The sequence below is a fragment of the Rossellomorea vietnamensis genome (genome assembly GCF_008180415.1).
GTDB lineage: Bacteria > Bacillota > Bacilli > Bacillales > Bacillaceae_B > Rossellomorea > Rossellomorea vietnamensis_C.
This window is the reverse complement of record NZ_VTEI01000011.1, coordinates 25,781-40,043: the sequence shown is the minus strand read 5'-3', so window position 1 is coordinate 40,043 and position 14,263 is coordinate 25,781. Positions and strand designations below refer to the sequence as shown.

12 protein-coding genes are annotated in these 14,263 nt (G+C 44.6%); 8 read left to right on the top strand and 4 right to left on the bottom strand.

The annotated features are described in order from the left end of the window. Positions 1 to 664: 664 nt before the first annotated feature. A complete protein-coding gene (gene mgtE / locus FZC78_RS17455) occupies positions 665 to 2,023 on the bottom strand; it encodes a magnesium transporter (RefSeq protein ID WP_148941384.1) in 1,359 nt (452 codons plus the stop codon). A gap of 141 nt (positions 2,024 to 2,164) precedes the next feature. On the opposite strand from mgtE, the gene FZC78_RS17450 reads away from it, so the two are divergent. Beyond that, positions 2,165 to 2,956, top strand: a complete 792-nt coding sequence (locus FZC78_RS17450; RefSeq protein ID WP_252183663.1) for a hypothetical protein — start codon at positions 2,165 to 2,167, stop codon at positions 2,954 to 2,956. 637 nt (positions 2,957 to 3,593) lie between these two features. Here FZC78_RS17450 and FZC78_RS17445 read toward each other — a convergent pair. Further along, positions 3,594 to 4,163 (bottom strand): GNAT family N-acetyltransferase, encoded by a 570-nt coding sequence (locus FZC78_RS17445; RefSeq protein WP_148941382.1) that lies wholly within the window; start codon positions 4,161 to 4,163, stop codon positions 3,594 to 3,596. A 266-nt stretch (positions 4,164 to 4,429) separates the two neighbouring features. On the opposite strand from FZC78_RS17445, the gene FZC78_RS17440 reads away from it, so the two are divergent. Beyond that, positions 4,430 to 4,810, top strand: a complete 381-nt coding sequence (locus tag FZC78_RS17440; RefSeq protein WP_148941433.1) for a VOC family protein — start codon at positions 4,430 to 4,432, stop codon at positions 4,808 to 4,810. Between the two features lie 201 nt (positions 4,811 to 5,011). On the opposite strand, the gene FZC78_RS23785 is transcribed toward FZC78_RS17440, so the two are convergent. Then, entirely contained in the window at positions 5,012 to 5,479 is a 468-nt protein-coding gene (locus FZC78_RS23785) for a hypothetical protein (RefSeq protein WP_187444994.1), read from the bottom strand. A gap of 95 nt (positions 5,480 to 5,574) precedes the next feature. Between FZC78_RS23785 and FZC78_RS17430 the strand changes: the two genes are divergently transcribed. After that, positions 5,575 to 6,414: a protein-glutamine gamma-glutamyltransferase gene (locus FZC78_RS17430; protein WP_187444985.1), complete on the top strand. Its 840-nt coding sequence runs from the start codon at positions 5,575 to 5,577 to the stop codon at positions 6,412 to 6,414. A 149-nt stretch (positions 6,415 to 6,563) separates the two neighbouring features. Beyond that, the gene (locus tag FZC78_RS24895) at positions 6,564 to 6,719 is read left to right on the top strand and encodes a YjcZ family sporulation protein (protein ID WP_397541142.1); all 156 of its coding nucleotides are present in this window, start codon (positions 6,564 to 6,566) and stop codon (positions 6,717 to 6,719) included. 167 nt (positions 6,720 to 6,886) lie between these two features. Here the strand turns inward: FZC78_RS24895 and FZC78_RS17420 are convergent, their stop codons facing one another. Continuing rightward, positions 6,887 to 8,140 (bottom strand): MFS transporter, encoded by a 1,254-nt coding sequence (locus FZC78_RS17420; protein WP_148941380.1) that lies wholly within the window; start codon positions 8,138 to 8,140, stop codon positions 6,887 to 6,889. Positions 8,141 to 8,541: 401 nt separating this feature from the next. On the opposite strand from FZC78_RS17420, the gene FZC78_RS17415 reads away from it, so the two are divergent. From FZC78_RS17415 to FZC78_RS17400, 4 genes are all read left to right on the top strand, one after another. Then, positions 8,542 to 10,020 carry a SulP family inorganic anion transporter gene (locus tag FZC78_RS17415; RefSeq protein WP_148941379.1) on the top strand — a complete coding sequence of 493 codons (1,479 nt, stop codon included), beginning with the start codon at positions 8,542 to 8,544 and terminating at the stop codon, positions 10,018 to 10,020. Positions 10,021 to 10,863: 843 nt separating this feature from the next. Continuing rightward, a complete protein-coding gene (locus tag FZC78_RS17410; RefSeq protein WP_187444984.1) occupies positions 10,864 to 11,280 on the top strand; it encodes a universal stress protein in 417 nt (138 codons plus the stop codon). 366 nt (positions 11,281 to 11,646) lie between these two features. Further along, complete coding sequence (locus FZC78_RS17405) at positions 11,647 to 12,723, top strand: D-alanine--D-alanine ligase (RefSeq protein ID WP_148941377.1); 1,077 nt, start codon at positions 11,647 to 11,649, stop codon at positions 12,721 to 12,723. 121 nt (positions 12,724 to 12,844) lie between these two features. Further along, on the top strand, positions 12,845 to 14,221 hold the full coding sequence (locus FZC78_RS17400) for a UDP-N-acetylmuramoyl-tripeptide--D-alanyl-D-alanine ligase (protein WP_148941376.1): 1,377 nt from the start codon (positions 12,845 to 12,847) through the stop codon (positions 14,219 to 14,221). Positions 14,222 to 14,263 lie beyond the last annotated feature (42 nt).

The window sequence follows — 14,263 nt, the reverse complement described above, 5'->3', positions numbered from 1 at the left end:
AATTTCTAATTGAATTCTATAATACAGTTTAATGTAAGTACGTGAAATTTGAAAATGTTTTCGGTTAGTAAAATTTTGGGTGGAACATAGAGAGGTTCAGGACAACCCGGACTCCTGCCCCTGTAAAATCATACTGCGCTTAAAGGCTCAGTTCCCAATTAACTCTAACAAAGATAGTTTATATGAACAATGATCAGTTAGCAGGAATTTCAGTATGAACTTTGTCTCAGTCTGTGTTTCTATTACCCGAAAATAGAATTTTAAAGCTTTCGGCACAGAGGTTCTGTTCTGGAGTATGTCAGGCCCAGCCTCTCTTGGGGGTGAGGTGAGAGTTAAGAAATGAGACTTACATGGCAGCCGGGCTTCATAGGCCCGTTATCTAGGGGGAATAACGACCTCACTGGCCCGCAAAGTCCCGATGCAGTCTGTTATCCAAGGGGAGTGGCCATCTCACTGGCCCGCAAAGTCCCGATGCGGTCCGTTATCCAGGGGGAATGACCATCTCAATGGCCCGCAAAGTCCCGATACGGTCCGTTATCCAGGGGGAATCGCCATCTCAATGGCCCGCAAAACCCAAATACAGTTACCCAAGGGCTCCCCATCTAACGGCCCCTCATAACAAACAAAGCACTGTGTAAAATATACACAGTGCGAAAAAGGATGGCTACTTCAATGATTTAATAAAGAACGAAGCAATGCCAAAGTAAATTAACAGAGACAGGATGTCATTGATAGTCGTAATCAGAGGTCCGGAGGCGACAGCGGGATCCACTTTTAACTTGTATAGTATCAAAGGGATTACGGTACCGGCCATCGTCCCGATAATCAGGGTTAGCAAGAGGGACGCACCCACAACAAACCCCAATATCAAACTGCCCTGCCACACAAACGCTATCGCAGCAATCAACAGAGAACAGGTAATGCCGATAATTATAGCAACCCAGAATTCACGGCCGATCAACTTTATCACGGTTTTCGTATCAATATCACGGGAGGCAAGTCCGCGGACCACTACAGCCAAGGATTGTGTCCCTGTGTTGCCGGTCATTCCGGCAATCATCGGCATGAAAAAGGCGAGAGCCACAGCCTGAGATAAGGTCTCTTCAAAAGAAGCGATGATGCTCCCGGAAACCAAGCCGATAAATAGAAGCAGGATCAGCCACGGCAGCCGCCGGTAAGCCGCGACATGAGATTTGGTATCAAAATCAATGGCTTTACCGGAAGCTGATAATTTTTCAATATCTTCATTTGCTTCCTGGATGACCACGTCGAGGATGTCATCAAATGTAATGATTCCTTTTAAGACCCCATCTTCATCAATAACTGGAATGGCCAGAAAGTCATACCGTTCAATCAGTCTCGCAGCTTCTTCCTGGTCGGATTCAAGTCCAATGGAAATGACCCGGGTATACATGATGTCTTTGATCATGTGCTCGGGTTCGGCCAGGAGCAGGTCTCTATAGGACACGACACCGACCAATTTCCGTTCTTCATCAACCACATACAAATAGTTGATAGTTTCCGCAAAATCAGCGAAAGACTTTAATTTTTCAACTGCTTCTTTGACAGAATAATAGTTCCGGATCCAGACAAACCGGTTTGTCATCAGTCGGCCTGCTGTTTCCGGCGGGTAAGTCATTATGTCCTGGACGATCAAAGACTCTTCTTTCGTCATGCCGGAGAGGAATTGTTCAACTCTCCCAGGTGACATGTTATCGAGCAAAGAAGCAATATCATCATTATCCATGTCATCCAGAACCTTGCCGGATCGTTCCTTTCCAACCTTTTGCAGTGCAGAAAACTGCTCTTCTGGAGATAGTTCCTGAATCATATCCGCCAGAACGGGTATGGTTAATTGTAAGAGAAAGCGAACCTGGTGTTCTTCGGGGAGACTTGTATATATAGAAGCCATATCATACGGCTGCAGCTCTTCTAAGATCCGCTGCAGATCCTTTTTTCTGCCATCTTTAAGAGCTTTGATTATTAGCAGAGTGAGCTGGTCTTGAGGCAATGTTTTAGACATGATTCGACCTCTTTTCAGTAAAGGTTACATTTTCTATTATAATCATAAACCGGATTAGAAAAATGTAATGATAATAAAATATTATTTTCGCCAAAGTTTGATAAAATTAACGGTATGAACTCGGATTCCAGAATAAGGGAAGTGGTACAACTGAAACAAAATGGCAATTTCAAAGACGTCATCTATGTACATCAAAATGAAGCGCTCCAATATGTGATGTCTTACGGTTTGGAGTTTCGGGACTTTTCACAGAATCTTCCGAACCCCCTCAATCATCTGCTGATGATCAAGCACCAATTCGATCATGGCTCTTTTAATATGAATACAATGATGGAGTATACAAATAAGAAAGAGGTCAGTAAATTAGCTGGAGACAATATATACAGTTACGGGGATTTCTGCTGGATCGATTTTGAGGAAGTGGATGGCCTGGATCAGCTGAGCGGACAGGAACTCGCTGAAATCCTTTATCTGGGACACACCAAGCAGAGCCTTAATTCTCCTTTTTATTCAAAACTGAACAACCGTTTCGTCTATCTTGCTCATGACGATGGCTGGTTCAATAAAGTTTATTACCGCTATACAAATGACTTTTACCAAATGTTGGGTAACTCCATCCCGGGTAAACTGCTGCATCAAAAAGGGGAGAAGTCGCTAAAACGCCTGCTGCCCAGCCAAAAGATTACCGGTCTTCCGCCAATTCCAACAGAAGTGATTTATACAATAAAGGAAAAGATTAAAGAAGGAGTCGCCATCTCTCTTGAAAAGACGGTCAAAGGGAGAGCGAGCCTCAAGATCCCGATGTGGGTAATGGGAGACTATATGCATATGGACTCCATGTACGAAGACTATCAGGTGCGTTCAGCCAAACAGCCTTACGCCTACTTCGTCTTTGACAAAAAGGCCAAAGAATGGAGCCTTCATATCAACTAAGAAACCAGATTAAGCATCAGTGCTTAATCTGGTTTCTTTGATGCTTAGTGCGCGAAAAGGGACAGTCCCTTTTGGGTTTTAAAGCATTACAGGGAGAAGTGCTAACAAAATGAGCCAGGCTCAAAAAGCAGGAAATGAGCCAGGCTCAAAAAGCAGGAAATGAGCCAGGCTCAAAAAGCGGAAAATGAGCCAGGCTCAAAAAGCAGAAAATGAGCCAGGCTCAAAAAGCAGGAAATGAGCCAGGCTCAAAAAGCAGGAAATGAGCCAGGCTCAAAAAGCGGAAAATGAGCCAGGCTCAAAAAGCRGAAAATGAGCCAGGCTCAAAAAGCAGRAAATGAGCCAGGCTCAAAAAGCGGAAAATGAGCCAGGCTCAAAAAGCAGAAAATGAGCCAGGCTCAAAAAGCAGGAAATGAGCCAGGCTCAAAAAGCAGGAAATGAGCCAGGCTCAAAAAGCGGAAAATGAGCCAGGCTCAAAAAGCGGAAAATGAGCCAGGCTCAAAAAGCGGAAAATGAGCCAGGCTCAAAAAGCAGAAAATGAGCCAGGCTCAAAAAGCGGAAAATGAGCCAGGCTCAAAAAGCAGGAAATGAGCCAGGTTCAAAAGGCAGGAAATGAGCCTGGCTCAATCCAGCCCCAGAATCACACCCTCAAAAACTCAGGCTTCTTCTCTTCCCATTCTTCGCGGAGAATGCCCATCCGGATAGAATCGTAATATTCTCCATTATAATACCGGCATTTTCTTAGACGTCCTTCAAGGATCATGCCGACTTTCTCCGCAGCTTTCATCATCCGCTCGTTACCCGACCACGTGGTGATGCCGACACGAGGAATATCGAGTGTCTGGAAAAGGTGTTCTACCCACATGGCCAGAGCTTCAGTTCCATATCCGCCATTCCAATAGTCCGGGCGGTATATCCCGATACCAGCTTCAAGCCACTTGGTATCTTGATTTTCCCAATAATAATTGACAGTGCCGATGAGTGTGTCATCAACCAGGATGGCCATTCTCTGATTGTCTCTGCCTTCTTTGATCTTTTTGGCAGTCCCTTTTATGTAAGATTTATAGTTTGGCCTGCTGAAAGGAAAGTAAGGAGCATCCCAGTTTTTCCATTCGGGCAGAGTACCATCTTCACCGTAAATCAGCTTGAATAACTCGGGCAGGTCTTCCGGTTCGACCATTCTCAATGTCACTTTTGGTCCTTTGATCATTTTTCTATCTCTCCCAGCTTCTATTATCAGATAATTGATTCTACTTATATTTAACCATATCTGGCCCTGTCTCTAAAGAAAATTCCCTTTCTGAAAGAGGAGAACATCCCTTTTCTACTTGCCTAAAGGGATGTCTCTAGTGATTGAAAATAAATTTTCCAAAGATTAATACAAATGGCAAAATAGTTCCTGAAAAGAGCCTTTTTAAAAGGAATTCCGTTGTGGAAATCGAATAATGAGAAGAACACATTAAAAGGAGGATCATGATGAACCTTAAACTGGGCTATATCATTTTGTATGTAGAAGATCTGAATAACACCATCCACTTTTACAGAGACCTTCTTGGCCTTCCTATCAAAATGGAGGCAGGGACGTACATAGAGCTGGAAACAGGCGGAACGACCCTTTCTTTTAATACCAGAGAATCGGGGAGGGAGATCACGGGATTGCCGATACCGGACAAGAAACGGAAGGAACAGACTTTTGAAATCGGCCTGGTCACAAAGGATGTCCAGGAAATCGTTGAACAGCTGAGGGAGGAAGGGGTAACTGTTCTCCTGGAGCCTGCAGAAAAACCTTGGGGCCAAGTGGTTGCCTACGTTGAAGACCCTGACGGACATTATATAGAGATTTGTACCCCTTTATAAAAATGATTCTGCAGAGAATAGGATAGGCTGCGTGTTGAGGTACATAAGTGGTCTGGAGAAAGGGTTTTGAAAGAATATATTTCCAATCAGGGATGGAGCCATAATAGGTTTCGTCCTCTTTGTTTGCCTGTGAATTTATTCCAGCACCCTCACGACCCACATCCAGCTGCAGCGCCTTAGGCCGTACCCACTGGAACGGACTCAGCCCCTCGTAATCAATAACCCAAAGAGAATAAAAGGATAGAGCGCCTTTTTTTCTCTTTGGAACATTTGCCTGTCGGGGCTGGACAAGGCGCTTCCGCTTTTGATCCGTCCAGCTGCAGCGCCTAGCCCCTCGGGGTCAAATAACCCAAAGAGAATAAAAGGATAGAGCGCCTTTTTTTCTCTTTGGAACATTTGCCTGTCGGGGCTGGACAAGGCGCTTCCGCTTTTGATCCGTCCAGCTGCAGCGCTTAGCCCCTCGGGGTCAAATAACCCAAAGAGAATAAAAGGATAGAGCGCCTTTTTTTCTCTTTGGAGCATTTGCCTGTAGGGGCTGGACAAGGCGCTTCCGCTTTTGATCCGTCCAGCTGCAGCGCTTAGCCCCTCGGGGTCAAATAACCCAAAGAGAATAAAAGGATAGAGCGCCTTTTTTTCTCTTTGGAACATTTGCCTGTCGGGGCTGGACAAGGCGCTTCCGCTTTTGAATATAAATCACATGTTTACCACTCAGCAAGAATAGGATAGGTAGTAACAAAATCTTTAAGCTGGGGATGGGGTATTTCATGATTAGAGTAGCAGGAAGGCAGATCCAGCAGGTTGGCTCATTGAATTTGGGAACTATCGAAGAAGAGATTGCGAAGAAAATCCTTGATGCTAAAACCGTTTATTCTTACCCTTCAATGAAGGACCTTTTATTCGAATTGAAGACCCGCGGGAATATTATAGAGAGTGCAAAGGAAATGAGCGAGAGCAAAGTGGTATTCACGACCTTTCAGTATGCTGCTTGTAATCCGGCCTATTGGGATTTGACGGCTGCGGGCGGATTCAGGCTCCGGCAGGGTGTGAGACCCTCTGAAGCGGTCCGGGATATTTACAGAAACAGTGCGCTCTATGCGTTCGAATGTGCAACAGCTTGTGTAATCATCTTTTATCACGCTGTCTTGAAAAGCATCAGCCCATCAGCTTTTGATTCACTTTTTCAAGACATTTATTTATACAGCTGGCATGCCGACCCGGATCTGGGAGTCAATACTCTCTACGGTGATCATTACTTGCCCGGGGATGTTGTATATTTTAATAATCCAGACTACAGTGCAGAAAACCCCTGGTACAGAGGGGTGAATGCGGTTGTGCTGGAAGACGGCCAATTTTTTGGGCATGGATTCGGGATAAGCTCTTCTGAAAAAATCATTGAATTTTTAAACGAGGTCAGAAATCCGGATAGCAATCAGCCGGCCTATTTGGCAAATTTAGTGACCAGGCCGTCTTTTACCAACTTAGAACAATATGGAACTGTACAGAGGGACAGGAAATTCAAGCAGCACATCGTTATCCATCATAACAAGAGTTCATTATCCTGCACTCGCCATCGTGCTTACCTGAATAAAGGGCTGTTCACTTAATCGAGTCATTCACCCAATTTTTGGGTTGACGGGCTCATAATCCGGTTATGCGGAGTATGATAGTTAGTGATAAATATGCCCTATAAGGAAGTGACAAAGAAATGTATGGAAATGTAAATGCAGCACCTGTAATGGGGGCTAATGTCAATATGGCTCCTACAGCTGTTTCTCCGGCGTATACTTCGCCATCTTATGGTTATTGTGCACCTGTGGCTCCAGCCCGTGGATATGGGGACTTTGTATTGATCGTCGTGTTGTTCATCCTGTTGATCATTGTTGGTGCCTCTTTCGTCCCTAAGTGCTAATAAAGAAATGAAAAATCCCTGTACATTTTATCTGTACAGGGATTTTTTGAGTTCAGCGCTTTGTTTCAACTTTGCTGCTCGTCTGGAAAAGAGCCTTGTTCAAAGAGATAGTATTTTTACGCAATGGAGGTATACAGCTCTTGGAGTTGCCGCGACTTGTCTCAGCATCAGACGGTTTCTCTCTCGGGCTTTTTTGCGAGCAGGGAGAACACGATACCTATCGCGGGCAGTATCAGCGTCAGCAGCAGGATTTCAGAATAGCCATTGAAGGTATCGTAGGCAAAACCGAAAGGCAGCGGACCGAAAGCGGAGCCAAGTACCATTACAGTTGTCGCAGTTCCTTTAATGCGGCCGAGTGCTAATCGGCCGTAGTAACTCGGCCAAATATAGGTCAGTGCAATCCTTTCGAACCCTCCGCTGATTCCCCAAAGGATGCCGAAAACGATTGCCAGCCAAGGTGTTTTGGTAACAAACAAGAACAGGATGAAGATAATTTCTCCAAGGAAGATCCCGGCAAGTACGTAGTTGACTTTCACTTTATCCAGGACCCTTCCGGCAAACAGCGTGACAGGGAAGCCGACAAGGGCCATCAGGCTAAGTACGATGGCGGCAGAACCTGCTGAAAGGTCATTCCACTTGAAGATGGAGATGAGGTGGAAGGTAATGCCGGTGTTGACCAGCGCTGGAATGCTCACACAGAATAACAGCAGCCAAAATGCTTTCGTCTTCACTGCCTCCTCGAATGTCCAGTTATCTTCTAGTTCTTCTTCCTCTTCGTCCAGGTTGTCAGCCCTGACCTGCCTTCCATCAGGAAGAAGACCAATATCTTCTGGTTTATTTCGCACAAAGAACAGCGCCAGTGGCGTGAACACGATAAGAAGCAGTATGGCCCAGATGGTCCACGTGAAGCTCCAGCCATATTGAGCCACGAGCCACGCGTTGACAGGAGGGATTGCAGCTGAACTTGCAAAACCTCCGATTGCCATAAAACTCAACGCTTTACCGCGCTTCAAAATAAACCATTGTGGAACAAGGGTGTTTGGAATTAACGTAAGCGAACCTTGGCCAAACAGCCTGATTAGGAAAAAACCGATGAAAAGCATAGTGAGATTCGCCACCATACTGTTCAGCAGGCAGGCAAGGGCAAGTCCGATCCCGACAAATACGAACATTTTCCTCTGCCCAAACCGGTCGATGAACCAGCCTACAAAAAACATACATAATCCGGAAAGCAAAGTAGCAGCAGAATAAATAGAAGAAACCTGAGAGCGGCTCCAGCCGAAATCTTCAATATACCGGTCGATGAATACAGAAACAGAATAAGTTTGGCCGGGCCCTGAGAAAAAGACGGCCATTCCAGCTATGGCGACAATGACCCAGCCGTAGTAAAATTTCGTATGTATAGGTGCATTTGAGCTCATATTGAAAACCTCCTTTCAATAGGATAGCAAAATTACTCACTTCCATTGTAAAGATAAGGCTTCAAAAACTTAATTTCATTCTGAATAATTAAACTTCTGTAAAAAATATTTTCTTTAAATAAAGGTGAATATAGAAGAAAATTGAAGATATCTGAAGGATATATACAAAATTACCGCTTACATAACCCCTTGTGAAGTTGCCCGATTGAAGGTATGATAACTCATGTTTTGGTCGGTGTCTTTTCTACGGGAAAAGAAAAATAATAAATAGAGTGCTATTTTCGTATCATTTGCTGCTGCATATGGAAACTTTCCTGATTGATGAAGAAGTTTTTTCGTGAGGGCTGAAGGAACCGTTGTATCCTTGCAAATAACAGGTGCGTAAAAGAGCATGGAAAGAGGTGCAGGTTTTGTTCAAAAACTATAAAACTGAATGGTTTGGCAATATCAGAGGAGATGTCCTTGCCGGTATCGTCGTTGCCTTGGCTTTAATTCCGGAAGCGATCGCATTTTCCATCATTGCGGGTGTCGATCCGATGGTAGGACTGTATGCTTCCTTCTGTATTGCCGTTGTAATTGCTTTTGTCGGTGGACGCCCTGGAATGATTTCAGCTGCGACCGGTGCGATGGCGCTGCTGATGGTTACGTTAGTCGCTGATCATGGGCTTCAATACCTTTTTGCTGCGACAATTTTAACTGGGGTCCTTCAGATTCTTTTTGGCGTTTTCAAGCTGGGGAGATTTATGAAATTTATCCCTCGTTCTGTGATGGTTGGTTTCGTAAATGCTCTGGCTATCCTGATCTTTATGGCTCAGGTTCCTCACTTTTTACATGAAGGAATGCTGGTGTACGCGCTGATTGCAGGTGCGCTTGCCATTATTTATATTCTGCCTAGATTTACAAAAGCTGTTCCATCGCCGCTGATTGCTATCATCGTCATCTCGATGATTGTCATCTTTGGCGGCTTGGGTGTCAAAACCGTTGGCGATATGGGAGAGTTGACTAGGTCCCTGCCGATATTCTTAGTGCCGGAAATTCCGTTCAATCTTGAAACGCTGGCAATCATTTTCCCTTATTCGATTGCATTAGCGATGGTCGGGCTTCTTGAATCTTTATTAACCGCTTCGATTGTCGATGATATGACAGACACGGCAAGTGATAAGAACCAGGAAAGTAAAGGACAGGGGATGGCAAACATCGTCGCTGGCTTCTTCGGCGGTATGGCAGGCTGTGCTATGATCGGCCAGTCCGTCATCAACGTTAAATCAGGCGGACGCGGACGTTTATCTGCATTAGTAGCGGGTGTGTTCCTGATGTTCCTGATCTTGGTTCTTGGAGACCTAGTGGTACAAATTCCGATGGCTGCACTGGTCGGTGTCATGATCATGGTATCGGTCGGTACCTTTGACTGGGGTTCATTGAAGTCCCTGAAGAAAGCTCCTATCACGGATTCGCTGGTCATGGTGGTAACCGTTTCGGTTGTAGTCTTTACTCATGACTTGTCCAAAGGTGTCTTTGCAGGGATTATCCTAAGCGCGATTTTCTTTGCTGCGAAAATCTCTGAAGTACATGTTCATTCATTTTTTGAGAAACAGACAGGGAAAAAAGTGTACCAGGTTACCGGACAGATTTTCTTTGCTTCAGTAACAGACCTGATTGCTTCATTCGATTACAATGAAAAAGTTGAGAAGGTTGAAATTGATCTTTCCAAAGCTCATATCTGGGATGATTCGGGTGTCAATGCCATTGACCGGATTGTTCTCAAATTGAGGGCGTCAGGTGCTGTGGTCACGCTGAAAGGCATGAACGAGGCAAGCTCAAATCTTATAGATAAACTAGCTGTCCATAATAAGGAAGGCGCTAAGCTTTCTGGACATTAATAGATGTTTTTCTGCGAATAACGAGGAAACATTAAAGGTAGAGCGCACCGTGAATTCACGGTGCGTTTTTTTATTGGTCTACGGATTGGCAAATTTCCTTCTTATCGCATGGAGTGAGTCTAAGTGCGAAGTGGGTGAGTCAGCAAAAGTTATAAATGAGTAACCAAGCATAATGAAAGGCTGTTTTCGTATATATTGTTGCTTTCGGAAAAATCCCAAGAACCTGATTTTTCCCTGTATACTAAGAGTTTTAACTCTAAATTGGGAAGTACCAGATTTCATCTTCGTAATAGGAGTATTTTTTGGAGAGTAGTATCAAATAGCAACAAAGTTTCCGAAAAGAGCCTAATTAAAATAAGGGGAAATATTCCCCTTAACCAAAGTGAAATGAACCATTTTTCCGTTTTTTAAGCAAATAGAGGTAATTTCTCCCTCTATTTAAGCTGTTTTGGGTGCGAGTTTCTTGAATAAGGGGAATTTCTCCCTTTATTTTAGGCTTTGTTAATGAGCGTTGTTGTTTTCCTATTGAAGCGTCCAGCCCTGCGGAGTAATTTTCGCTTTGAAAATTTGTCTGCCGGGCCTTAAACTGACGACACTGAGATGCTTACCAGCCGTCCCGAAGAGCTTCGCACCTGTGAAGCGGAAAATCAGCAGTACCGTCTCAATAAGATGAGCAGCGGGATTCCTCCACCATAGAGACAAAACTCCCTTTGAGACAAAAACCCAGGAAAAAAGACATATTATATAACAAAGTTTGCTGAAAAAAGACAAAAAATTGGGCCGAAAGGATACTGCTGTAAAGGTATTCCTCTGATAGAATAAAAATTAAAAGAGGTGTTGAGGTTGAAATCGATACTGCTGGCATCTGACGGATCGCCGCATGCAAGCAAAGCAGCAGAGCATGTTGTAACTTTACTAAAGGGCGGCACGGAATATAAATTGATGATTGTGCATGTTATCGACCATGAAGCATCCAAGCGCGATGCCTGGCTCTGTATGAATCCCGGAGCAAGGCAGAGAGAACGGGAAGAGAAGTTAAAGCCAGTATGCAACATTTTTGAAAAAGCGGAACTGGCCTACTCTGTCAACCTCACTAAAGGTGATCCGGCCGAAGAAATCATGCTCTGTTCACAAAAGGAAAACGTGGATATGATTGTCATAGGAAGCAGGGGCTTAAACGCCATTCAGGAGCTTATGCTCGGAAGTGTGTGCCATAAAGTTGTTCAAAAAGCCGATAGACCAGTCCTGGTGGTGCGGTGACAGTCACCACCCGAAATATAAGGGAAAATGTCGAATCTTTAACCCATTAACGCACCGAAGGGGACTGTCCCTTTCAGTGCGTTAATGGGTTAAGTGATTTGATGAATAGCCCTCGCACTCTTCCTCCATAATAATCATGTTTGACGGGGAGTGTATGGAGGGTATATTTTACATGCGCCTGAATAGAAGGTGGCAGGACATTCTTCTTAATACATAGTTTAATATTGATAAGGTTAAGCGGCTCAAAAATTCATTCAGAAGGAATCAGCCCAACACTTATTTTGCTTTTCCTATATAATCCTTCTTCCGCTTTTATGCGAAAGTGATAAAATAGAAACATCTTACTTCTTCATTGGAGGCTATACTATGAAAACGAAAATCTGTTTACTATACGGCGGCAAATCAGCTGAGCACCAGGTCTCACTACAGACAGCAAAAGCTGTAATTGGCGCACTTGATAATGATAAATACGATATCCACCCTATTTATATTTCAGAAGAAGGCCAGTGGGTCAAAGGGCCTCAGCTTCAAGGGCCTATTGAAAATGCACAGGAACTGGCATTCACCGAGGGAGAAGCGATTGCTCCCAATGCTCTAAGTACAACCTTAAGCCCGTCAGAAAGTGAAGAGGGCACATTTGATGTCATTCTTCCGCTTCTTCATGGCCCGAATGGTGAAGACGGCACGGTGCAGGGAATGCTTGAGCTTTTGAACCTTCCTTATGTAGGAAACGGTGTCCTGGCTTCAGCAGCGGGGATGGATAAAGTCATCATGAAAAACCTGTATGCCCAGGCTGGAATTCCTCAAGTGAATTATGTCTGGTACTTAAAGAAAACGTGGGAAAGCGACCCTGAAGCCGCTTATCTGGATGTGGAAAAAGAAATCGGCTATCCTTGTTTCGTCAAGCCGGCCAACCTTGGATCATCTGTCGGCATCAGCAAGGCCTCTTCCCGTGAAGAACTTATCCTTGCATTCAAAGAAGCCTTCCAATTCGACCGAAAGATTATCATTGAACAGGGTGTCAAAGCAAGGGAAATTGAGCTTGGGGTCTTGGGGAACGCTGAACCGGAATGCTCTGTGCCAGGTGAAATTCTTCCCAAAAAAGATTTCTATGATTATAAAGCGAAATATGAGGATGGAGACACAGCTCTTATCATCCCGGCAGAAATTCCGGATGACGTTTATGAAGATATGAAGCGCATTGCTGTTGATTCCTTTAAGGCATTGGATTGTTCCGGCTTGGTACGCGCCGATTTCTTTTTAACAGAAGACGGACAGATTTACATGAACGAAGTCAACACAATGCCTGGATTCACTCCTTTCAGTATGTTCCCGCTCCTTTGGAAACACAGCGGAGTCGAGTATCCTGAATTGATCGAGCGCCTTGTCCAGCTTGCAAAAGAACGCCATGCTGAGAAGCAGAACATCAAACATACCATGTAAGGCAGGAAGGGCTGACGATCTACTGGTCAGCTCTCTTCTTTTATACATATTAAAGAGTAACAATGTTGGAAAAAGAGCCTATAATAAAAGCAAATGGGCGTATTGAAAGGGAGATGTCGGAATGATAAACAAGTCTTTAGGCGAATTAGCCAAGATGATTAAAGTAGAGAATGATGTATCGGCATTTAACGATGTAGCGATTCAAGGGGTGTGCATTGATTCCAGGAAGATTGAAAGAGGAAACCTGTTCATCCCTTTTAAAGGCGAAAAAGTGGACGGCCATAAGTTTGTGGAAGGAGCTATTGAGAGCGGAGCGAGTGCGTCACTTTGGGAAAAGGATGTCCCGAATCCTCCAGAAGGACTGCCGATCATTATAGTGGAGGACAGCCTGGAGGCATTGCAGAATCTGTCCACGGCTTACCGCAATGAGCTGGGCCTTAAAGTCGTCGGGATTACAGGAAGCAATGGGAAAACGACCACTAAAGATATGGTGGCCAACCTGCTCAGCTTAAAGTATAAGGTTCAAAAGACACAAGGGAACTTTAACAGCCATATCGGCCTTCCATTGACCATCCTTGATCTCGAAAACGACACGGAGGTTGCCGTACTGGAAATGGGAATGAGCGGATTTGGCGAGATCGAAAAACTGTCAGATATTGCGCGTCCGGATGCAGCTATCATCACGAACATCGGGGAATCGCACCTGGAGGACCTCGGATCAAGAGAAGGGATTGCCAAAGCCAAACTGGAAATTATCAGCGGGTTAAAGGAAGAGGGCCTTTTTGTCTATTACGGAGAAGAGCCGTTATTAAGAGAAAGAATCAACAGTGAATGGCCGTTCAGGGTAGAAACCTTTGGAACGGGACAGCAGAATACATTATATGCTATCGATGTAAAAACAAAAGATTCCGGAAGTGTGTTCAGAGTAAACGGAGACCCTCAAACAGAGATCGTACTTCCGGTGCTTGGAGAGCATAATGTTATGAACGCCCTTGCAGCCATGATGGTCGCTAAAGAATTTGGTGTTGAATACAAAGATATGCCAGCGGCTTTTAAACAGCTTAAGCTTACGCAAATGAGAATGGAAATGCTGGAAGGAAAGCAGGGAGAAAAGATTCTGAATGATGCTTATAATGCCAGCCCTACCTCCATGAGAGCAGCCATCAATCTCCTATCCGGGCTGGAAGGCTTCAGCAAGAAAATCCTTGTGGCCGGCGATATGCTCGAACTAGGGCCGGATGAAGAAACCTACCACTATGAAGTCGGTAGGGAGATCCAAACCGGAAAGATTGACCTCGTCTTTACAATTGGCAGCCTTTCAGAGCATTTGGCCAAAGGGGCGGCTGAATCCATCGGCGAACACAAAGTCTTTTCTTTCGAAGACAAACAAGCTTTGACTAAGAAATTGGAAAGCATCCTTCAGGGTGGCGAGGTTGTCCTATTTAAAGCTTCCCGCGGAATGAAGCTGGAAGAAGTCATTGAACAGCTTACAAACTAAAGGCTGATCAGGAGTGCCTGGCATGAATCTGCATTTTGTGCC